The sequence below is a fragment of the Neptuniibacter sp. QD37_11 genome, assembly GCF_047778105.1.
Classification (GTDB): Bacteria; Pseudomonadota; Gammaproteobacteria; order Pseudomonadales; family Balneatricaceae; genus Neptuniibacter.
Window position 1 is genome coordinate 1,250,754 of sequence record NZ_CP180552.1, and the last position, 22,707, is coordinate 1,273,460.

The 22,707-nt window shown below is 46.4% G+C and carries 17 protein-coding genes; 14 read left to right on the forward strand and 3 right to left on the reverse strand.

Features of this window, described 5'->3' with window-relative positions; genetic code table 11:
- Nucleotides 1-3 precede the first annotated feature (3 nt).
- Nucleotides 4-1,635: a diguanylate cyclase domain-containing protein gene (locus tag ACMXYT_RS05590; RefSeq protein ID WP_415911991.1), complete on the reverse strand. Its 1,632-nt coding sequence runs from the start codon at nt 1,633-1,635 to the stop codon at nt 4-6.
- Between the two features lie 201 nt (nt 1,636-1,836).
- On the opposite strand from ACMXYT_RS05590, the gene ACMXYT_RS05595 reads away from it, so the two are divergent.
- Both ACMXYT_RS05595 and ACMXYT_RS05600 read left to right on the forward strand, forming a co-directional pair.
- Nucleotides 1,837-2,943: an adenosylhomocysteinase gene (locus ACMXYT_RS05595; RefSeq protein ID WP_415911992.1), complete on the forward strand. Its 1,107-nt coding sequence runs from the start codon at nt 1,837-1,839 to the stop codon at nt 2,941-2,943.
- Nucleotides 2,944-3,068: 125 nt separating this feature from the next.
- On the forward strand, nt 3,069-3,587 hold the full coding sequence (locus ACMXYT_RS05600; protein WP_415894836.1) for an RNA methyltransferase: 519 nt from the start codon (nt 3,069-3,071) through the stop codon (nt 3,585-3,587).
- A gap of 80 nt (nt 3,588-3,667) precedes the next feature.
- On the opposite strand, the gene ACMXYT_RS05605 is transcribed toward ACMXYT_RS05600, so the two are convergent.
- Nucleotides 3,668-4,252 carry a YecA family protein gene (locus ACMXYT_RS05605; RefSeq protein ID WP_415888627.1) on the reverse strand — a complete coding sequence of 195 codons (585 nt, stop codon included), beginning with the start codon at nt 4,250-4,252 and terminating at the stop codon, nt 3,668-3,670.
- A gap of 138 nt (nt 4,253-4,390) precedes the next feature.
- Between ACMXYT_RS05605 and recQ the strand changes: the two genes are divergently transcribed.
- Genes recQ through ACMXYT_RS05620 form a run of 3 tightly spaced genes read left to right on the forward strand, consistent with a single transcriptional unit; the run spans nt 4,391 to nt 7,757 of the window.
- Nucleotides 4,391-6,517 carry a DNA helicase RecQ gene (recQ, locus tag ACMXYT_RS05610; protein ID WP_415911993.1) on the forward strand — a complete coding sequence of 709 codons (2,127 nt, stop codon included), beginning with the start codon at nt 4,391-4,393 and terminating at the stop codon, nt 6,515-6,517.
- Entirely contained in the window at nt 6,514-6,933 is a 420-nt protein-coding gene (locus ACMXYT_RS05615) for a YqaA family protein (RefSeq protein ID WP_415911994.1), read from the forward strand. Before recQ ends, ACMXYT_RS05615 begins: the two co-directional genes overlap by 4 nt.
- A gap of 23 nt (nt 6,934-6,956) precedes the next feature.
- Nucleotides 6,957-7,757, forward strand: a complete 801-nt coding sequence (locus tag ACMXYT_RS05620) for a hypothetical protein (RefSeq protein ID WP_415911995.1) — start codon at nt 6,957-6,959, stop codon at nt 7,755-7,757.
- Between the two features lie 12 nt (nt 7,758-7,769).
- On the opposite strand, the gene ACMXYT_RS05625 is transcribed toward ACMXYT_RS05620, so the two are convergent.
- Nucleotides 7,770-8,240 carry a DUF302 domain-containing protein gene (locus tag ACMXYT_RS05625; RefSeq protein WP_415911996.1) on the reverse strand — a complete coding sequence of 157 codons (471 nt, stop codon included), beginning with the start codon at nt 8,238-8,240 and terminating at the stop codon, nt 7,770-7,772.
- Between the two features lie 226 nt (nt 8,241-8,466).
- Between ACMXYT_RS05625 and ttcA the strand changes: the two genes are divergently transcribed.
- The 9 genes from ttcA (at nt 8,467) to recD (ending at nt 22,659) form a co-directional block, all read left to right on the forward strand.
- Nucleotides 8,467-9,342, forward strand: a complete 876-nt coding sequence (gene ttcA / locus ACMXYT_RS05630; protein WP_415898231.1) for a tRNA 2-thiocytidine(32) synthetase TtcA — start codon at nt 8,467-8,469, stop codon at nt 9,340-9,342.
- A gap of 112 nt (nt 9,343-9,454) precedes the next feature.
- Complete coding sequence (locus ACMXYT_RS05635; RefSeq protein ID WP_415911997.1) at nt 9,455-10,441, forward strand: GlxA family transcriptional regulator; 987 nt, start codon at nt 9,455-9,457, stop codon at nt 10,439-10,441.
- Nucleotides 10,438-11,613, forward strand: a complete 1,176-nt coding sequence (locus ACMXYT_RS05640; RefSeq protein ID WP_415911998.1) for an MFS transporter — start codon at nt 10,438-10,440, stop codon at nt 11,611-11,613. Before ACMXYT_RS05635 ends, ACMXYT_RS05640 begins: the two co-directional genes overlap by 4 nt.
- A 9-nt stretch (nt 11,614-11,622) precedes the next feature.
- Nucleotides 11,623-12,402: a class II glutamine amidotransferase gene (locus ACMXYT_RS05645; RefSeq protein WP_415911999.1), complete on the forward strand. Its 780-nt coding sequence runs from the start codon at nt 11,623-11,625 to the stop codon at nt 12,400-12,402.
- A 218-nt stretch (nt 12,403-12,620) separates the two neighbouring features.
- The gene (locus ACMXYT_RS05650) at nt 12,621-13,625 is read left to right on the forward strand and encodes a diguanylate cyclase (protein WP_415912000.1); all 1,005 of its coding nucleotides are present in this window, start codon (nt 12,621-12,623) and stop codon (nt 13,623-13,625) included.
- Between the two features lie 54 nt (nt 13,626-13,679).
- Nucleotides 13,680-13,889: a hypothetical protein gene (locus ACMXYT_RS05655; protein WP_415897875.1), complete on the forward strand. Its 210-nt coding sequence runs from the start codon at nt 13,680-13,682 to the stop codon at nt 13,887-13,889.
- Nucleotides 13,890-14,035: 146 nt separating this feature from the next.
- Nucleotides 14,036-17,311 carry an exodeoxyribonuclease V subunit gamma gene (recC, locus tag ACMXYT_RS05660; RefSeq protein WP_415912001.1) on the forward strand — a complete coding sequence of 1,092 codons (3,276 nt, stop codon included), beginning with the start codon at nt 14,036-14,038 and terminating at the stop codon, nt 17,309-17,311.
- Nucleotides 17,304-20,825 carry an exodeoxyribonuclease V subunit beta gene (recB, locus tag ACMXYT_RS05665; protein WP_415912002.1) on the forward strand — a complete coding sequence of 1,174 codons (3,522 nt, stop codon included), beginning with the start codon at nt 17,304-17,306 and terminating at the stop codon, nt 20,823-20,825. The genes recC and recB overlap by 8 nt, the downstream gene beginning before the upstream one ends.
- The gene (gene recD, locus ACMXYT_RS05670) at nt 20,818-22,659 is read left to right on the forward strand and encodes an exodeoxyribonuclease V subunit alpha (protein ID WP_415912003.1); all 1,842 of its coding nucleotides are present in this window, start codon (nt 20,818-20,820) and stop codon (nt 22,657-22,659) included. Before recB ends, recD begins: the two co-directional genes overlap by 8 nt.
- The last annotated feature ends 48 nt before the right edge of the window (nt 22,660-22,707 follow it).

Below are 22,707 nucleotides of genomic sequence, written 5' to 3' on the forward strand. Positions count from 1 at the left end.
GCCTCACTCCGAAAAATAACAAACCGATGTATCAGCTGAATGCTTTGCCTGATACATCGCTTTATCTGCACGCTGTATCAATATCTCTGCACTGCCTGCATCTTCTGGGAAGATGCTAATCCCGATACTAGCCTCAATAATATGTTGCGCCGGCTTTAGATCAAACGGGGCTACAAGGCTGTTTAGGCATTTCTCTGCAACTAATATCGCTTGTTCGCGCTTTTCGATATCAATCAGGGCCACAAACTCATCGCCGCCGATGCGGGCAATGGTATCGGTGGAGCGGAAGCAGTGTTTTAAGCGTTTAGCGACTTCGCGTAGGACTTTATCGCCGGTGGCGTGGCCGTATTGGTCGTTTACCGGTTTGAACTTATCTAGGTCGATATAGATAACCGCCAGTTGGCTCAGTTGCCTTTCTGCTCGGGAAATTGCGCTTTCGAGGCGGGAGTAGAAGAGACGGCGGTTGGGTAGATCGGTGAGTGGATCTTGATAGGCTTTGGTCAGCAGGTTGTCTGCCATAGCGCTATGGGTTTTTTCGTCACGTACGATCAGTACAAATTTATTGGCTTGTACCGATTGGCCTTGAACCGCGTTCAGGGTGGCGAAATAGGTTCTGTGATCGTGACTGCAGATCTCGCCGCACCAACTGCCATTGGATTCGGTTAGTTTGTCCAGATCGATAGCGTTACGTTCTGGGCTGTATAGCAGTTCGCTCAGTTGTAGGCTTTGCGTTTTATCTTTCAGTTGAGGGAATTGAGTTTGTGCAGCTTCGTTGCTGGATATGATCTCGCCTTCGTCGGATAGAATGATGCAAGGATCTGGGGTGGCATCAAACACTAAGGAGGCGAGGAGTAGGTTCTGCTCGGCTTCGCGCTCAAAGGTAACATTACGGCCTATGCCCAGGACACCCGTCTCTGTTGAGTTGCTCTCTTTCAGCGGCAGTTTGTACATATCCAATAAGCGGCGACGACCATCTTTGTAGGAAACCCATTCGTCGCAGCGTTGTGCTTCTAGCGTTTCTCTTACCTCTTTATCTTTATTGGCAATGTATTCGGCTGAGGTTTTCGACATCAGCTCATAATCGGTGCGGCCCAAGATATCTTCGGCGGGCGTATCCAGAAACTCTTCAAAGCTTTTGTTGCACAGTTGATAAACCCCTTCAGGGCTTTTGGCAAAGATAAAATCAGGAACTGCGTTGATAATGGTGTGCAGCAGCTCTTGCTCGCGCTCTAGCTCTTGCTGGGCTTCGATAAGATCGGTGATGTCATGTAACACCACCATCGCACCTAGATCCGTGATCAGTGAACCAGAGTAGGAGGTGAACTTGCCTTCAAAGGTATGCAGCTGTTGGCAGATAGAGGTCTGGTTGATGCGAACTTTATGTTTTTTTCCCATAAAGGCTTGTTCGAGCGCACTTTTGATCTGCTGTTCGTAGGCTTTGGTGCCATGAACTTCGGCAACGGTTTTGCCGATAAATGCATCTTTATGAATACCAAAAAAGTTTTCGTAGCCTTTGTTTACCGCCACAAACGTATTGTTTTGATCAACGATGGCAATCATATCGCTGAGTTGATCAAGCATAGATAGCTCTGTTTGTGGGTGTAGCTTAGAAGGATCGTTCTGTTGTTCGTTCATACTGACCTTGGCATTTTGATCAAACTTCTATTGAGCGAGCAATATCGTTCAAAAGCCTTTTTAGGGGCGGCTACGAATAAAATATTCGTAATGTCTTAAGTAAGGGTAAAAGAATAAAACATACGTTTAAATTAAACAATTGTTTGAGATTGGCGCTCCGATAATTTACACAGTGGGGATCAACATACCTAGGAGAGAATGATGACCCCTTTATTTATGAAAGCCCGGCATTTTTTTGAGGATATTTGTCCCGCTCAGGATGACACACTAAAACTGGTTGTTGTTACCCATCTACTTGATACGCCTCCGGTTTTTTTGGATGCGTTGGAGCAATTTTGCCGTGTAAAAATGGTTTTGCCAAAGCCTAAAAGTATCAGCCGCTCAACACTGGAACAAGTAGAACAAAGGTTTCAGGTGGTGATTAAAAAGCGCTCTCAGATCAGTTCGGTCGAGGTCATATCAGCAATTTTGAATGAATATATCCCAGAAGGGGATATGATCTTAGTCGATATTGGTGGCTATTTTGCTTCTGCGCTGCCGCAACTGCCTGATCGATTAAAAGCCAATCTGCTGGGCGTGGTAGAAGTCACAGAAAATGGCTTACAACGTTATCTTGAACACGAGCAACTGCCGGTACCGGTGCTTTCGGTTGCCCGTAGCCCCCTTAAAAGTCCCGAAGATTATCTGACCGGTCAATCGATTGTTTACTCTGCCGAGGCTTTGATGCGTGAATGCCACCAAATTATGAACGGCGGTAATGCGGTGGTGTTTGGTTATGGCAAGATCGGGCGCTCGATTGCTAAGGCGCTGCATGAAAAGAATATCAATACCAAGGTGGTTGAGATCGATCCGATTCGTGCGATCGAGGCGAGATCGCGCGGTTTTGATCTGATCAATAAAGAGGATGCCTTGCAGAGTAGTGATGTGATCTTTTGCGCGACGGGGAATCAGTCACTGAATAATCATGATTTTAACCGTATCAAAAACGGTGCGTTTATCTTTTCAGTGACGTCGTCTGACGATGAGTTGGAACTGAGCCGTGCTGATACCAATTTCTCGGTGAGTCAGGAAACCCAGCATATTGCACGATATGAGCGTTTAGGTCAGTACTTTTATTTGGCCAATCGGGGTAACGCGATCAACTTTATCCATAACGCTGAGGTTGGCCCTTATATCTACCTTGTGCAAGGCGAGGTGATTAAGGCGATTAATTATATCCGTTCTCAATCTTTGCCAGCGGGATTGGATCAGTTGCCTACGCCAGAAAGGCGAGATCTGGCTGAGCGTTGGCTTGCACACTTTGGTTAACCTGAAAAGTAGTAGAAAAACAGGTGCTCGGTTGTGCTTCCGAGCCTTGTTTTACGTGTTCTCACTGGCAGAATTACTATAGAATCCCTGCTTTATTAGCGCACTATTAAGAAAGCAGTATAAATATGTCTGAAAGTCATCAAGCCCATATAGGTTTAACTGATCCTAAGAGCCCTGAGAATGTTGGGGCGATCATGCGTGCAGCGGGTTGCTACAACGTGCAATCTGTTACCTACACGGGCAATCGTTTTAACAAAGCGCAGGAACAGAATAAGCGACTGCAGACAGATACGCGCAATATGCTGGAGCGTATCCCGCTAGATCATATTGAATGCTTTAAAGCGTCGATTCCAAAAGGTGCTAGACCGGTTGCGATTGAGCTGGTGGAAGGAGCGACTTCATTGATCGACTACGAGCACCCAGAAAATGCTTACTATATCTTTGGCCCAGAAGATCGCTCGATCGATAAAGAGGTCGTGGCTTGGTGTGAAGATGTGATCTACATTCCGACCGTTGGCTGTATGAACTTAGCCGCAACAGTGAATGTTGTGCTTTACGATCGAATTGCTAAGTTAGGCCCAAAAGCTTCTGGTGATGAGTTGATCCGCAGATCGCGTGATCGCAATAATCAGCTTAAGGTTTAACGACAGGCTGTATTGAAAGGCGAGATAACTAGCCTAGTAGGTGAACTAGGCTAGCTGAAATAAGCGTATAGAAAGCTAACTTACTTATCTGGTGCGTGGAAATATAGGTACAGATCGATCAGCAGTTCTGGAATCTGCGCGCACATCTCTGCACATAGTTTCTCATCTTCACGAATCTTGTTGATGTCATCTTCTTCAAACAGTTCAGATGCAACCATTACTGGCAGCAGCATCTCAGCTACTTCTTCTTGCTTCTTGCTACCGAACCATTCTTCTTCCTGAGTGAACACGCCTTCCATAAAGGCTTGTGACCACCATGCTAGAGGCGAGATATCTTCATCCTCTTCAGCGTCTAGAGACAGTTCGCACGGTAGTTCGATTTCGCCGTCACTGTATAGCTGTCCGCCAATCGTGCTGTATAGGCGTTTTAGTAGGCCCATGATCTCAGCTTCTTGCGTTTCTGATTCCCAGTTTGGCGTCTGATCAAAAACCAGTTCCATCCACGTGGATTCATCAAGAGGAGTAGGGCTGATATTTAGCGCGCTAAACAAGCCGTGAACGCCGATAAGATCAAGGCAATCTTCTGAAACAGCATCGGAATAAAGGAAGTCGTCCAGTAGATCCAGTTCTGAATCGGTAAGTGCATTCGCTGAAGTGAGAGTCATGAATATATTCCTAAAAGGTTATGCTGATGATTTTAACTTGCTTGGTCAGATTTAGCAGTATTTTTTAAGCTCTATTTAAGTGCGGAATTCAATACGGTTGTCAGTGACAAAGGCACGCGCTTTCTGGATAATCCAGCCATGAATTCAAGCGCGTTACAGATCCTCAAAGAGGTTTTCGGTTACGATCAGTTCCGAGAGCCCCAAGCCGAAGTTATAGATACTCTGGTAAATGGCCATGATGCCTTGGTGGTTGTGCCTACAGGTGGTGGTAAATCACTCTGTTATCAGCTGCCTGCATTGATGAGGCAGGGCACGGCTATTATTATCTCGCCGCTGATCGCGTTGATGCAGGATCAGGTGACTGCGCTGTCACAATGGGGTATTCGTGCTGGGTGCTTGAATTCGAGCATGGATTTCTCTTTGATCAATGAAACCGAGCATCAGTTAAGATCCGGTGGTTTTGATCTACTCTATATAGCGCCGGAACGATTACTTCAGCCGCGCACGCTCTCTCTGCTTCAGTCCTGCCAAATTGCACTCTTTGCCATCGATGAGGCTCACTGTGTTTCTCAGTGGGGGCATGATTTTAGACCGGAATATTTGCAGCTAAGCCAGTTGGCTCAGTTGTTCGCTGGTGTGCCGCGTATTGCGTTAACGGCAACCGCGGATGAGCGCACTCAACAAGAGATTGTTGAGCGATTAGCGTTGATCAATCCTGCTGAATTTATCCAAGGTTTTGACCGCCCGAATATTCGTTATCGTATCGGGCAAAAAGACAGCGCGAAAAAGCAGCTGTTAAAGTTTCTTAAAGATGAGCACCCGAAAGACTCCGGTATCGTTTACTGCCTTTCTCGCAAGCGGGTAGAAGATACTGCAGCGTGGTTATGTGAGCAGGGCTTTAATGCCTTGCCTTATCATGCGGGACTTGCGGCAGACCTTCGAAGTCATAATCAGCATCGCTTTTTGACTGAAGAAAATATCATCATGGTCGCAACTGTTGCGTTTGGTATGGGCATTGATAAGCCGAACGTGCGCTATGTGGCTCACTTGGATCTGCCAAAAAGCATTGAAGCGTATTATCAGGAAACTGGCCGTGCAGGCCGTGATGGATTACCTGCCGATGCCTGGATGGTTTATGGCTTGCAGGATGTGATGTTCCTGCGTCAGATGTTGGAAGGCTCGCAAGCGCCAGCAGAGCAGAAGGTGGTTGAGCGCCAGAAGCTAGAAGCGATGCTTGGGCTGTGTGAGATCACGAGCTGCCGTCGTCAGGTGCTTTTAAGTTACTTTGGTGAGAAAGATCATCAGCCTTGTGGCAATTGCGATACCTGTTTAGAGCCTGTTCCTGTTTGGGATGGCACTGAAGCGGCACGTAAAGCCTTATCGGCGGTTTACCGTTCTGGGCAGAGTTTTGGTGTGAATCATGTGGTCGATATCCTGATGGGGAAATCGAATGAGAAAACCAAAAACTTCGCCCATGAAAAGCTTTCTACTTGGGGCATAGGCAAAGAACTGGATAAGAACCAGTGGCGCTCTGTTTTCCGTCAGCTGGTGGCTCGTGGATTGTTGGGTGTGAATGTCGATCAGCATGGTGTTTTGCACCTAACCGATAAGTGCCGTCCGCTTTTACGCGGCGAAACCAAAATCCAACTGCGTAAAGACCAGCGTCAGCATACACCTTACCGTAAAAACCAAGTACCGCAGAGCCAGCTGGAAGCTGAAGATTATGCGCTATGGAATGAGCTTAAAGCGGTGCGTAAACGCTTGTCTGATGAGCAGGATGTACCGCCTTATGTGATCTTCCACGATGCAACGCTGATGGAAATGGTGATGTATCGCCCGCAAACCTCAGATCAGTTCAAACGCTTGAACGGTGTGGGCGAACGCAAACTGGACCTTTACGGTGCTGACTTTATTCAGGCGATTGAAGAGTTCGAGGATCAGCACAAAGCCGATAATGTCGCGACTCAGGCAATGGAATCGGTTGTGCTGTATCGCAGTGGCATGACGGTTGATCAGGTTTCGAGACAGCAGCATCTATCGGTTAATGCGATCTACGGTCACTTAGCTCAAGCGATCCAAAAAGGAGAATTGGCGGTTCAGGATGTGGTCGATCTTCCTGAGAAAGAGTTCAGTCATATCGAACAGGTGATGCTGGAGTGTCAGCAGGAGTTTGGCCAAGCGTTAAAACCTGTGCACGAAGCCTTGGCTGGTGTCTATGAAGTTGGGGTTCTTCGTTGTATTAAGGCAGGGCTGGAATCCGCGTGAGTGAAGATCTGAGTCTCTCAGCTTTATTCATTAGCGGTTTTATTTCGGCTACGTTGTTACCCGGCGGTTCCGAAGTTCTACTGGCTTGGCAGCTCTCTCAAGATGTTCATGATCCGTGGAGCCTTTGGGCTGCAGTGACCGCGGGCAATGCCTTGGGCGGTATTGTGACTTTCTTAATGGGCTGGGGAATTGCCCATTACTATCCTTTACGCGCACTATCATCACCTAGACAACAGCAAGCGCAACGATGGCTTACTCAATATGGCCCTGTGGCTTTGTTATTGTCATGGGTACCGCTAATCGGTGATCCGCTTTGTTTGGTTGCTGGCTGGTTAAAAACCAATTTTTGGCTTAGTGTACTGATGATCACTTTGGGAAAAGCGATCCGATATCTGATTATTGTGGGTGTGATTTAAGGGATTAATTGGAGGGGCCGTTCGTGGGATTAGTGGCTAAATCGCAACGAAGTACATGGGGTTGGCTACGTTTAATTATTCTGATCCTAGCGTTAATCGTGGTGGCGATGAATGCTTGGCTATCACAGCTACGCTCAACCGATTGGGATCGGCCGCTTTGGGTGGTGATCTATCCGATTAATGCCGATCAAGGCGCTGATACCCAACTCTATGTGGATGCCTTATTAGAAGGCCATTTCGACGATATCGAGCATTTTATGGCGCGGGAAGCGCGTCATTATGATCTGCCCCTCGAAACACCGCTCGAAGTTTATCTTGCTCCCCCTTTGACTGAGCACCCTCCAAAACCGCCACATAACCCGAGTATGTTAGATAGTGTTTTATGGAGTTTAAAGCTGCGTTATTGGGCTTGGCAAAACGATAGTTGGACTGGCTCAGCGCCTGATATCAAAGTCTATTTGAAGCTGCATTCGCCTAAAACTCATCAAGTACTGGAGCATTCCTTAGGTTTGCAGAAAGGGATGATTGGTGTGGTGAATGGTTTTGCTAGTGTCGATTATCAAGCACAGAATAACTTTGTGACTATACATGAAGTACTGCACACCTTAGGGGCGACCGATAAATACGATCTCAGCAATAACCAGCCGATCTGGCCAGATGGTTATGCAGACCCTGAACTAGAGCCATTATTGCCGCAAGCTTATGCGGAGGTGATGGGTGGTCGAATTCCACGGACGTCGACCACAGCAGAGATGCCTGAGAGTCTTGAGCAGGTTTTAGTTGGCGAAAAAACTGCTCAAGAGATCAATTGGGTTCAGCCTTAATCTTACGAGTATTTATTGCTCGATAACGGATTTCAGCGCTTTAACAATATCCCCTTCAAGTTCAATCAGAAGATCCTGAGCTGGACTTTCTGGATTGATCTGACTTGGGCGTAAGAACTTGATATAGGTTGTCTCGTTTTTGTGTTGCAGGGTGATAGAAAGAGGGCAGAGTGCGCCCATATCTGGGTCTTTGTTAATCACATGGTTGGCGTACCAAGGATTACAGAAGACTAAGCTGCGAATCTCTTCATAACCGTGTTTGTTGTAATCAGCACCCCAGAGGTCTTTGTAGTGAGTCAAAGAGCGGCCAATATTGGGCTCGAAGATGACATAAAAGCGGCTCTCTTCTAGAGCTTGGCTGATCTCCGTGTGGTTTATATCAAAATCCCCCTCCATCTCAAAAGATAGAATAGGGTTAGCAAAAACGGTGCTGCTCGCTAGCAGAGTTGCCGAGAAAACCAGTCTTTTGATCAGCTTAAGCATTACTTGCTCCAAAGAATCCATTTACCGATGAAAGTTCAGTTTAGTGTATCACCGCATCTTAGCCGAGCAAGCGTGAAGGTGTAGGACTTCTTAAGATCATCTAGTGTATAATCTGCGCTCCGAAATAGAGCTGAAGACCATGACTACTAGCAACACCTCATCAATTGAAGATCCTCAACTAACTGACGCCGAAGCTGCTGCCGAGCAGAAGAAGCAGAAAACCCGTATGAACAAGCTGCAGAAGCGTCTGCGCCGTGAGATGGGTCGCGCGATTGAAGACTTCAATATGATCGAAGATGGCGACAAGGTTATGGTCTGCCTTTCTGGCGGTAAAGATTCCTACGCGATGCTTGATATCCTGATGAATCTGCAGCGCAGTGCCCCAATCAATTTTGAGCTGGTGGCGGTGAATCTGGATCAGAAACAGCCGGGCTTCCCTGAGCATGTTTTGCCTGCTTATTTGGAATCGATCGGCGTACCTTTCCATATCTTGGAGCGTGACACGTACTCAGTGGTTAAAGAAGTGGTGCCTGAAGGTAAAACGACCTGTGCACTATGCTCGCGTTTACGTCGTGGTTCTCTGTACGGTTTCGCTGAAGAGATCGGTGCTAACAAAATTGCACTAGGTCATCACCGTGACGATATTCTAGAGACGTTGTTCCTGAACATGTTCTACGGCGGCAAGCTTAAATCTATGCCACCAAAACTGGTTTCTGATGACGGTAAGAACATGGTTATCCGTCCGTTAGCTTATGCGCGTGAAAAAGATATCGCTGCCTTTGCTGAACTACGTGGCTTCCCAATCATCCCTTGTAACTTGTGCGGTTCTCAGGAGAACCTGCAACGTCAGGTGATCAAAGAGATGCTGCAAACTTGGGATAAGAACTTCCCTGGTCGTATCGAAACCATGTTCCGATCTTTACAGCACGTTGTGCCTTCACACTTGGCTGATACTGAACTGTTCGACTTTAAGGGCTTGAAGCACGGCTTCCCTCACGGTATTGATCCAAACAGCGACACTTCTATGCGTCCGGATAACGCGCCGACAGAAGAGGCGGTACAGACGTTTAACCCTCAGAAGATCGACGTTCTTTCTCTCTAGTCTTTCCATTGTTTAATGATGCATGTCCGAAATTGTCGGATATGTGTCATTGATGACATTTCGGTTTCGCGTAATACTGCTATCACGGGTTTAATAGCCGTGGGAGTATTACGTGAAAACTATCGCCGTTCTTGGCTATGCTGATTGCCAAATTCTTGATGTGACCGGACCATTGCAGGTATTTGCATCGGCTAATCGGGCATTAGGGCAAGATTTCTACCAGATTAAAATTCTTGGGTTATCGCAAGAGCCTATAGTGACCAATTCGGGGATGCGCTTAGTTCCTGATCAGTGCTATTTCGATGCTACGGATATCGATACGCTGCTGTTTGCAGGTGGCCGTGGGGTTGATCTGCAACGCAGAAATCAGGAGCTGATTAACTGGATACAGGAGCAGGCTAAAAATGTTCGGCGTATTGGCTCTGTCTGTAGCGGTGCTTTCCTCTTGGCTGAAGCGGGTTTGTTGGCGGATAAAGAGGCCGTATCTCACTGGCAGTGTTGTGACCTGTTAGCCGAAGAGTTCCCTGATACGCGGGTTAACTCCGATGCGATCTGGATTAAACAGGGCGATCTGTATACCTCCGCAGGTGTTACCTCAGGCATTGATTTGGCCTTGGCCCTCGTCGAGGAGGATTTAGGTCATGAGATCGCGATGGCGGTTGCGCGAGAGCTGGTGGTATTTATGAAACGTCCCGGTGGCCAGGCGCAATTTAGCACTCAGCTAGAAGCTCAGTTAAAAACCACAGGGCCTGTTGCTAAGGCAGTTGCTTATATCGAACAGAATCTAAGTGCAGAGCTTAATCTCGCCTTATTGGCCGAACATTGTTGTGTCAGTGAGCGGCATCTGTTTCGTCTATTCAAAAGTGAGTTTACGCAATCGCCAGCCACTTATATCGAAAACAGTCGCTTAAGCTTGGCTCGGCAGTTATTAGAAAGCGGTGCATTGAATCTACAGCGGGTAGCTGAACAGAGTGGACTAGTATCCGCTGACAATCTTCGTAGAGTCTTTATTCGCCGTTTAGGTATTAACCCAAGTGAGTATCGGGATCGGTTTGGTTCTGTAACTTGTGATCAAGCATCAAAGGATATTAATTCATGAATCTGAATGTTTTCTTGCTCTCCGGTTGCCAAGCCTTATTAACGACCGGAAATATACTGTTAGTCTCGGTAGTGGCTTTGATCGGTCAAAATCTAGCGGCAAGCCCTTCTATGACGACCTTTCCGGTGGCGACCCAGTTTATTGGTTTGATGCTAGCAACCATTCCTGCCTCTCTGATCATGCGCCGTATAGGCCGCAAAAATGGATTCTACTTGGGAAATTCGATCGGTATTTTGGGTGCGGCATTGTGTATTCTTGCCCTGCAAGGAGAGCAGTTCTTTCTATTCTCGTTTGGTACGTTCCTTTTAGGGATAGGTATTGGCTTTGGTACTTTGTACCGTTTTGCAGCAGTAGAAGTCTGCGATGATCAGTCGAAAAGTAAAGCTATCTCCTTAGTTATGGCCGGTGGTGTTGTAGCTGCCGTTATTGGGCCGCAGTTGGCTATCTATAGTCAGGATTTGTTAGGCGAAGCGGAGTTTGCTGGTGCTTTTGTTGGATTATTAGGCCTTTACGTTATTGCACTTTGTTTGCTGTTTTTTACTCATATTCCCAAAGAAGTGGTTGCTGAAGAAACTGATAAAGCACGTCCGTTACTGACGATTGTTAGGCAACCCCCCTTTATCGTTGCCGTTGTTGTTGCAATGGTGGGTTATGTAGTGATGAACCTACTGATGACAGCAACGCCTTTGGCGATGGCCCGTTGTGGTTTTACCTTTGCTCAAGCGGCTCATGTTATCGAGTGGCATGTGTTAGGTATGTTTGTACCTTCGTTCTTTACCGGCAGTTTGATAGCACGATTTGGCCTTAATCCAGTTATGTATGCCGGCGCCGTATTTATGTTGGCCTGCATTGGTATTAACTTGATGGGCGTATCTGAATGGCATTTTTGGACGGCATTGGTGTGTTTAGGGATTGGCTGGAACTTTATGTTTATCGGCGCAACTCAACTGGTTACCACAACTTATAGACCTTCAGAGAAAGCTAAATCTCAAGCGGCGAATGAGTTTTTAGTGTTTAGTATGGTGACAGTTTCCGCAATGTCTGCCGGTTGGATGGAGGCTGTATTGGGCTGGCAAGCAATGAATTGGATTGTTTTACCTTTGATCCTTTGGGCAGTAGCAGTTATTTTCTATATAGGCCGCTCTCATTCTGAGCCTGTGGCTGCTACCTAAGGAAGGAATATGAAGTCGCCACAATTTTTATCTATCGTGACCTCATCGCCAGTTAAAGTGAGATTGACCAATCTCCCTGAAATAGAGGCTTTAGGCATCACTACTGTATGTGAATCTAACTTACAGCGATTCACTGCTATGGATAATAACAGGGCGTTGGGGCTTGCAGATTATCTTGCAGAAAACCCTGAAGAAACTGAGGTATGGTCTGCAGCGTTTTATCCTGAACTACCCCTTGAGGCCGTTGAGATACAACCTTATTCAAGGGCGCAGCGTGGTTTACCCTGTTTGTTTTCCCAAGTAGGGGAGTTACCCGGCATCGAAGATGGTGATCGTTTTCCTGTGGGAGATCAGTGGCCACTAAGCTGTAGCCCTCAAGAGCGAGCGTTTAGCTTGTTGCAGGAGCGGATGCGTAAGCTATGGAGCGAAGGGCGACCGGATGCTGAGATGAAATTAGCTTTAATCGCTGATTATGCCGGACGCTTAAATCGATTAAGCGGTCATCACTTTATTCATTGGGATGGTGAGTTGCTTTTTGCCTATTCTGGTAACGAAACTGACCTTGAACCTTTGGCTTACCAGAGCTTTTCATTTAGAGAACTTTGTTTGAATTTGGGGGTAGATCTAGAGCTTTCTTCAGATGATCTTGTTACCGGTGTTATTGTCGCTTCCCAGTCTTTATTGGGCGACGAAGCTATTCCTATCAATCCGGGGAACACCTTATGTTTCAGGCAGGGGGAGCTATTTGAACAGTGTGAACCTGTAAGTTTTTGGGAAAGGGTTGAGTAGCTCTTTCCCAAATCTAAATAGTAAGCTTTTGCCAACAACCGCTTCCATTATTGATCCAGCTTCTTGTTTTAATTTGTTTTTTAATATTCCTTCATAAAATCGAATAGTTGACTATATTTAAGTTACTTAAGGATATAGAGTAGTGGTATTACCAATTAAAATATTGGTCATACCTTTGGCTGTTTGTATTAGTAAGACGGTAAGGCGCAGTAAGATTTATGAAGGAAAATGTAGTTCCTCAAGTAGGTATCCCACCCATGGCAATCGTTGATATGACAGATCAATCCATGCTTATTCAAGTATTTGATCGCATCGTCTTGCCAACCTTTGTTCTTGATAAAGACCACAGGATTATTTATTGGAACTCAGCTCTTGAGGCGATTAGTGGTCTTAGCAGAGAAGAGATGGTCGGTACTAAAGATCAGTGGAGGCCTTTTTACTCCTCTGCGCGCCCTTGTCTTGCTGACTTGATCCTCGAAGGCGGCAAAGACGAAGACGTTAAACACTACTATATGAATAAGTGTCAGCGCTCAGAGTTGATCGAGGGGGCTTATGAAGCCGAAGATTTCTTCCCTGACTGTGGTGTCGATGGTGAATGGCTGCAATTTACAGCTTCCAGCATTGTCGATTCCAATGGCGATTTAATAGGTGCTATTGAAACCTTCCAGAATATCAGTGGACGTAAAAAAGCTGAGTTTGAACTACTTGAGCGAGAGCGGATATACAAAGAGTTAAGTATCACCGACAGCTTGACCGGTCTTCATAATTCTCGTCATTTTTATGATCAGATGGAAAATGCGTTGGAAACTGCCCGCCGTTACCATCATGGTTTTACTTTATGCTTTTTTGATCTGGATGATTTCAAAAAGCTCAATGACACCCATGGTCATTTGATGGGCGATAAAGTGCTTGAAACCTTCGGTGCTTTGGTTCGCTCTTCCCTACGAACCTTAGATAGTGGTTATCGCTATGGTGGTGAAGAGTTTGCGATCTTACTGCCTTCGACCGATGTTGATGGCGCTGAAACGGTGGCAGAAAGGGTGCGTGAAAGTTTGCAGAACTATCAGTTTATCTTGCCTGATGGTGAAACCATTCGTTGTAGTGTCAGTATAGGTGTAACCGCTTATACCGTCGGTGATAGTGTGCAGAGCTTGATGCAACGTGCAGATAATGCGCTTTATAAAGCAAAAGAGCAGGGTAAAAACTGTATTGTCACAGTTTAGCTTTTCACAACCGCTTCTCTATGTAATCATCTGCCTCCGTAACTTGGAGGCAGTATGAAGAGTTTTCTTTTTTCTACAGATAATGATCGTGGTGGCGTAATTTTGTGTGATTTGGACACCTTGCCAGAAGCGGTCGACTATTTGAAACAACGCTTTAAAGGGGTTGTTCGAGTAGAGCAGGGCCGAGACTATTGGTCCGAGGAAGAAGGCTTTGCAAGTTTGCCCGCACCAGCTGAAGAAGATAACCCTCAAAGCAGCGGCTGATGGCTGTTCTACTATCTTGTTTATTCGAGTTAATCTTAGCGTTCCACAATAATTAGTAACTGACATTAAAAGTCCAGTTCAGTAAAGTAGATAGCTCTAATTACCAACCCTCGTTGGTGAGCAATTTTTACTGCATCAGGGCACGGATGTTTCAGGTTTATCACTCCAACTCGATATTGGTCCTTAAGGATCTCTTAGTTGAATTAATTCGACGCGACCCGATCGCGGATCCCTTTATCTCTGAGCAAATTCTGGTGCAAAGCCCAGGTATGGCGCAGTGGCTCAAGCTCGAGTTAGCACAGGCATCTGGGATCGCTGCATCCATCGATTTTCCTCTGCCGGCATCGTTTTTGTGGAAAAGCTTTTCCAACGTTTTAGATGATGTGCCAGAGCGCTCTGCCTTTACTAAGGTAGCCATGGCTTGGAAGTTGATGTTGGTGTTACCCGATCTGCTGACTCAACCTGAATTCCACCCGTTACAAACCTATTTGGCTGATGATGAAGAGGATTATCGCCTCTATCAGTTGTGCAATAAAATTGCTGATATCTTCGACCAATATTTGGTGTATCGTCCCGATTGGATCGCTGATTGGGAACAAGGCGGAAATCTAGCCGCTGCCCGTCATAGCTGGCAGCCAGTCCTATGGCGAGCATTGACCGATTACACTCTGTCCTTAGAGCAATCTCATTGGCATAGGGCCAATATGTTTGGCGATTTTGTAAAACTGCTTCGTCAACGCTCTAACTTTGAACAGTTACCGCCACGTTTGTTTGTCTTTGGTATTTCAGCGCTACCGCAAAATTATATCCAAGCGCTACAAGCCTTAGGTGAACAAGTTGATGTGCACCTGATGATTATGAACCCTTGTCGCTACTATTGGGGTGACATTCTAGATGCTGCTCAGATCGCGCGAGTAAACCGTCGCTGGTTTGGCAAACCCGAGCTAGAGATGAGCGAGTATGCCCAAGGAAACCCGCTTTTGGCGTCTATGGGCAAGCTTGGGCGTGATTATATCTATCAGTTGCAAGATAACGCGGTTGAAGAGATCGATGCTTTTGCTGAACCGGAAAGGCACTGTTTGCTGAACAGCATCCAGCAGGATATTTTGGATTTAGATAATCCGACCTCATTCCCTGAAGATCCTAGTCATAGCGAAACAAAACATAGCGTTGATGAGAGCGACCGCTCAATAGTGTTGCATAGCTGCCATAGCCCGCTGCGCGAAGTAGAGGTTTTACACGATCAGCTGTTAGCCAAATTTGAGGAAGACCCTGAGCTAAAACCTCGCGATATTATTGTGATGATGCCGGATGTGGCAGCTTACGCGCCTTATATCGAGGCGGTATTTTCCAATGCACCTTCTGAGCGTTACATCCCATTTTCTATATCGGATCGCAGCAATCGTCAGGAAAACCCTTTGTTACTTAGCTTTGAAAAAGTACTCAAGCTAAATAGCAGCCGCTTTACCGTATCTGATGTTTTAGAGTTACTAGAAGTACCTGCGATCTTACGTCGATTTGGTTTGGATGATGATAGCTTCCTGCGTTTGCGCTACTGGGTCGACCAAGTAAACATTCGCTGGGGGCTGGATGCTGAACAACGCAGTGTCTGGGAGCTACCGCTATTTGAGCAAAATAGTTGGCGCTTTGGTTTGCGCCGTATGCTGGCAGGTTATGCATTAGGCGAACAAACGGCGTATTGGCAAGAGATAGCGCCCTACACTGAAGTGGAGGGGCTCGAAGCCGAATTACTTGGCAAGCTCGCTGATTTTATTGATCTGTTGGAAGAAGCGAAAACCTACTTCAGCCAGTCGCTCTGTTTAGATGAATGGGTTGCGGTGATTAACCAATTGTTGGAAGCGTTTTATCTTGCCGATGAGCAAGATGAGATCGCTTTGAACTCTATTCGCCAGACGCTACAGAATCTGCAAGAACAGCTATCAGATGCAGAATTTAATCAGCCGCTGTCTTCCTTAGTGATCACCGATTATCTGTTGAACGGGATGAACCAGCAACGCTCATCCCAACGCTTTATGATTGGTGCGGTTAACTTCTGTACCTTGATGCCGATGCGTTCGATCCCTTTTAAAGTGGTTTGCTTGCTTGGCATGAATGATGGTGCGTACCCGCGGAGTATTCCTCCGGTAGGTTTTGATTTGATGACCGACTATCCGCGCAGAGGTGATCGTTCCCGTAGAGATGATGACCGTTATCTATTCCTAGAAGCGATGTTATCTGCCCAAGAGCAGCTTTATATCAGTTTTGTCGGACGCTCTATTCGCGATAACAACCCTAAAATACCTTCGGTCTTGGTCAGTGAACTACTCGATTATATTGAACAAGGTTATACCTATGCTGCCGATTCCAGCCTGCCGTATACCGATAGTGGGCAAAAACTGCGGCAGTCGTTGATCCAACAGCACCCGTTAGTTGCTTTTAGTCCGCAGTACTTTGCTGAGCACTCGCAGTTGTTTAGTTATGCCGCTCAATGGTTACCCGCTGCTGGGGCTGATACTAAGCCTCTGCTGAAATTTATCAATCAGCCGTTGGAAAACGAAACGCTAGCCGAATTAGAACTCTCTGATTTGATTCGTTTTTTGAAAAGTCCATGTCGCAGCTTCTTTAATCAGCGGTTGAAAGTGTATTTCAGTCAGAGCGAGATCGAAGCGCAGGACGAAGAGCCGTTCGCGCTGGATAACTTGGAATCTTATCTGATCAAGCAGCGTTATCTGGATACGGCGTTGGCAGATCAATCGTTAGATCAATTGGATCAAACGGTATTGGCCGAGGGTATTCTTCCGGTCGCTCAGGCGGGCGAGTTAACACTGCAGAAAATACGTCATGACTGCGAAGAGCTTGCCGAGAAAATAAGGCCTTTATGTGAAGGTACCCCTGAGCGAGTTGAAGTTAATTTAGATCTGGACGGTGTACGTTTACAAGGTTGGATTGACCATTGCTATCCTGATCATCTGTTGCGTTATAGACCGGCGCAAGTCAATGCTCGGGATCGCTTATCTACCTGGGTTGAGCATCTAGTTCTGTGTGCATTAGACGCTCGCAAAAACACGATCTACCGCGGTTTGTCTGGTAAGGCGTTCTATCGTCAAGTTGAATCTACAGAAGCGCATCGATTGTTAACCGAGCTGGTGGCGTTTTATCAGCAGGGGATGACGATGCCACAAGCGTTTGATGCTTCATTGGCTCATGATTATTTTGCCCAGCGAGCTAAAGATCCTGATAAGGCTTTGCAGAGCTTAGAAAAACGTTTCTACGGCGACAGTTTTAGCATCGGAATTCTAGACGACCCTTATGTGCGTCGTGCATTCCCCGATTTTAATCAGTACACCGAGCAGTTTATTCCTTTGGCAGAGTCAGTTTATGAGCCGCTGCTAGCTTATGTAGAGGAGGGGAAAGATGACTAGTGTACTTCCGCTAGAGCCGTTTACTTTCCCTCTGAAAGGGCAGCAGCTGATAGAAGCCAGTGCTGGTACCGGTAAGACCTACACTATCACTGCTTTGTATCTGCGTTTGCTTTTAGGCCAAGGGGATATCAGTGATAAGCCGCTAGGGCCTGATCAAATTTTGGTTGTGACCTTTACCGAGGCCGCGACGGAGGAGCTGCGAGATCGTATCCGCAGTCGAATTGTTGATGCGCGAAATGCTTTTCTGTTACCTGATGTCAGTGATCCGTTTTTAAATCAGCTAAAACAAAATACAGCAGATCATGAACAGGCGATCAAACTGCTAGAACAAGCGATTCGGCAGATGGATGAGGCTGCAATCTTTACCATCCATGGTTTCTGTCAACGGATGCTTAAACAGCATGCGTTTGAAAGCGGTTCGTTATTTGAGAGTGAACTGACTCAAGACGATCAGAGCCTGATTCGCAGTGCGGCTATCGATTTCTGGCGCAATACCATCTATCCATTATCAGGTCCGCTCAGCAGCTTGGTGATGCAGTATTGGTCGAGCCCTGAATCGCTGATGATGGAAATACGCGGTTTGCTAAGCCGCAGTGTTCGGGTAACACCGGATTTATCGGACCAAGATCTAGCCGAGGCTTATGAGGCAAGGTTGGAAGCGCTGAATGAGTTCAAGCAAGCATGGCTAGAGAATGAAGATGATCTGGTTGCGCTGGTTCAAAGCTCAGGGGTCAACAAGCGCAGTTATACCAAAGCAAATCTGCCGAAATGGATTGCCCAGATCGATGATTATGCGGCATCAGAACAACTGGAGCCGAATAAAAAGTTGGTTACAACACTGCAGAAATTCACCTCTTCGGTGTTGCTGGAGAAAACGCCAGAAGGTGCTGAGTATCCGCAGCATTATCTGTTTGAGCAGTTAGATACCCTGTTAGAAGGGGCTGTTCCGGTTAAAGAGATACTGTTGAGTCGCGCATTGAAAGAGGTTCGGCTCCGTTTAGCCCGAGCTAAAAAACAGTATCAAGTGCAAACCTTTGATGACTTGCTGATCGACCTGCATCAAGCGTTGTATAGCAACAGTGGTGAAAGCTTAGCGGGCGCTATTTGTGATCAGTTTCCGGTCGCAATGATTGATGAGTTCCAAGATACGGATCCACTGCAGTACGGCATCTTTTCAACGCTGTACAAAGATGTAAATCGACATGCCTTGATCATGATTGGTGACCCGAAACAGGCGATCTATGCCTTCCGTGGTGCCGACATCTTTACTTATATTCAGGCCCGTCGCCAAGTACCGCAGACCTTTACCTTAGAAACCAACTGGCGGTCGACCACGCCGATGGTTGAAGGGGTAAACCATCTTTTCCAATCGGCTGATTCTGCTTTTATCTACGATGAAGATATTCCATTTATACCCGTTAAAGCAGCAGATAAAGGTGGTAAACGCTTAAAGATTCAAAACGTTGAGCCTCCCGCTTTAACCTTATGGCATCAAGAAAGTGATGAGCCGCTGAATAATGCACAATATTTAGCGATTTATGCTCAAGCTACGGCTTCAGAAATAGACCGCTTATTGTCAGGTGATACGTTGATCGGAGATCGAAAATTACAAGGCTCTGATATCGCAGTGCTGGTAAGAGATCGTTTTGAAGCAGAAGAGATTCGCAGGGCTTTAGGTGTCTATGAACACCCTTGTGTTTACTTGAGTAACAAAGATTCCGTTTTTAAATCTCAAGAAGCGATCGAACTCTCTTTGTTGTTAACGGCAATTGAAAATCCGCTGAATGATCGAGCGCTGAAAGCTGCTTTAGCAACAGAGTTTATGCAGCTCGATATGCATGATCTTGATCGACTGAATCACGATGAACTAGGTTGGGAGAAGGTGATCACTGAGTTTAGTGATTATCGTGAAATATGGCTGCGCTTAGGTGTGCTGCCAATGTTAAGCCGACTGATTCATCAACGTAATCTAGCGGCAATGACGCTTGAGCAGGTATCCGGAGAGCGTCGTTTAACCAATATGTTGCATCTAGCTGAACTTCTGCAACAAGCGAGCGCTGAAAGAGAAGGTATAGCTGGATTGATACGTTGGTTTAACGAGCAGATTTCGCAGCCTTCTGGCGGTGGTGATGAGCAGATTTTACGCTTAGAAAGCGAGCGAAATCTGGTAACTATTGTAACCGTACATAAATCTAAGGGCTTGGAATATCCAGTAGTGTTTTTGCCTTTTGCTTGCCGTTTTAAAGAGCAGAAAAGTGCTTTTTATCATGATGAATCAGGCGAAGCTGTTTTAGATCTTAAAGCCGAACCGGAAGCGTTGGAAGAAGCGGATAAAGAACGATTGGCTGAGGAGCTACGTCTACTTTATGTCGCCCTTACCCGCGCGGTTTATAGCTGCTATATCGGTATCAGTCATATCAAGATCGGTAATAGTAAAAAGTCCCGATTGATCGATAGCGCTTTAGGTTATCTTCTCCTGCAATCGGGGGTTGAGTTGGATGAAGCCATACAGACACTCGAACAGCATACTGCTATCCAAGTTTTAGCGCCGCCAAATTACGGCTCTCAGAAAGATCTATTTGCCGTTGAGGAAGAGCAATCGGCGCAGCTAGAAGCACGTAGTTTTGAGCGTAAAATCGATCGCGATTGGCGTGTCAGTAGCTATTCTGCGCTGAGTAAACATCAGGCTAGCCATATACCTGAACTCCCTGGATTGGATCTAGAAGTAGCTGCAGAAGGACAGGAACAGGTCGAAGAAGTTATACCTGACGAAGACAATATCTTTACCTTTCCTAGAGGCGCCAATGCCGGCACCTTCCTGCATAGCGTCTTTGAAGAGATCAGCTTCGCGCGATATCAGCAGGTCATGCTGGAATCGGATGAGTACCGCAATCAACTTCAAGATCAGCTACAGGTCGCAGGCTACGAAGAGCGTTGGCAGCTTGTGATCGAAAAGCTGATAGAAGATGTTCTGGCAACGGATCTTAATGGACAAGGACTGCGCTTAAACCAGATCAAAGATGAAGATCGGCTGGTGGAGATGGAGTTTATGCTCAGTGCTGAACACATCACAGTAGGGCGTTTAGAGTCGTTGATTCGTCGTTATGATCCCCTAGCGGCTAAGGCTAAACCGCTCTCTTTTGAGCCTTTAAGAGGCCTGTTAAAAGGCTTTATTGATCTGCTCTTCCGCGATGGCGAGAAGTACTATGTCTTGGATTACAAATCTAACCACCTAGGTTATGAGGCATCCTGTTACACCCAAGAGGCGATACAAGAATCGATGATTGATCATCGCTACGATCTGCAATATCTGCTTTACACGCTCGCGGTGCATCGATTACTGAAGCAACGTATACCTGATTACGATTATGAGCGGCACTTTGGGGGTGTTTATTACTTGTTCCTTCGTGGGATGGACGGTGAAAGCTCCAATGGGGTGTTCCATGATAAACCGGATATCGAATTGATTGAGAAGTTGGATCAGATGTTTTCCGGGGAGGTTGTTGATGTCTAATACATATCTACCCCAACTGAAACAATGGTCGCAAGAAGGGATCATTCGTTCAGTCGATTATCAACTTGCAGCGTTCGTGGCTGAACAAAAGCCTGATGATACAGCATTACCGCTGCTTGCCGCTTTGGTTAGCTTTGAGTTGGCCTCGGGTAATGTGTGTCTGCCTTTAGATAGGTTGATTTCACCAAAAGGCTATTGGTCTGATGAGATAGTTACTCTTGTCGAATCTGTAGATTGGAAGGCACTAAAACCTGATGCTCGTCTGTTGATGTTGGGGACTAATGGATCGCTAGAAAGTGCGCTACTGGTTTTAGATCAGGGGCGCTTCTATCTTCATCGATATTGGCAATATGAGATCCAAGTCGCCCAACAGTTAAGCAAACGTACTGTACCTGTTGATGTGGATCTACCTTTGTTGGGCGATCATCTTGCGCAACTTTTCCCTAAACAAAGCGAAGATGTCGACTGGCAGAAGGTAGCTGCTGCGGTTGCTATTCAAAAACGTTTCTCGGTAATTAGCGGTGGTCCGGGTACAGGTAAAACCACAACGGTTATTAAACTGTTGGTTCTGTATATTCAGCAAATGCAGGCTAAGGGCTTAGATATCAATATCCGCTTAGCTGCACCTACGGGTAAGGCTGCAGCGCGTCTAGCTGAATCGATAAATTCGGCAAAACTGAAATTAGCATTACCTGCCGAGCTTGCTGATCTGGTGCCTTCGGAAGCCAGCACACTTCATCGTTTATTGGGTGTGATTCCGAATCAGATAGGTTTTCGCCACCACGGGGATAACCCGTTGCACTTAGACCTGTTGGTGTTGGATGAGGCCTCTATGGTCGATCTACCGATGATGGCGCGTCTATTGGATGCGCTGCCTGAGCATGCACGATTAATTCTGCTTGGAGATAGAGATCAGCTAGCGTCGGTAGAAGCCGGGAATGTCCTCGGCGATATCTGTAGTTGGCCGGGAGAATTAGATTACAGTGCTAATCAACAACAGTTATTAACCCAGTTAGGTGCATTGCCTCAGGCCCAATCGTCCGGCTCAGTTCAATCTTTTTCTGATTGTTTGGCGCTTCTACGTAAAAGCTATCGCTTTGATGATAGAAGTGGCATCGGCTATATGGCGAAAGCGGTTAATTCGGGCATTGTCGAGCATGTTAAGCAAGTGATGGCTAAGGGTTTTGAAGATCTCAATAATCATTACCTGACTCGTGACAGTTACGAAGAGATGATCAATCTGGTTGTTTCTTTTTACAGTGAGCTGTTTAGTCATGTTAATCCTGAGGCTTCACCAAAACTCTTATTGGATCGTTTAGGTGAATTTCAGCTGCTGTGCGCGCGCCGTGAAGGCGTTTATGGCGTTGCTGGTCTGAATGAGCGAATTCAGCAAGAGCTACGCAGCAGGGGCTATATCAAAGGCTCTGATACCTGGTTTGCTGGACGACCGATTATGATCACCCGCAATGATCCTGCACTGAAATTGTTTAATGGTGATATTGGGATTGTACTTGCCGATGATAGCGGAAAGCTCAAAGTGTGGTTTGAATTGGATGGCGAACTACGTAGTGTGCTGCCAAGTCGCTTGCCTGAACATCAAACTGTTTTTGCGATGACCGTACACAAAAGCCAAGGTTCTGAGTTTGATGCGGTCGCGTTTATTTTACCGCCGGATGACAGTCCTTTGCTGACGCGAGAGCTTTTGTATACGGGGATTACCCGGGCACGTAAAACCTTGCACCTATATGCGACTAAGGCGGCCTTATTTGCTTCTACAGAGCGGAAAACGGAAAGATCAGGTGGCTTAGCTGTGAGGTTATGGGGCGGTAGATAAAAATAAAGCCTGATCAGGTGATATACCCAAGTCAGGCTCTTATCTATA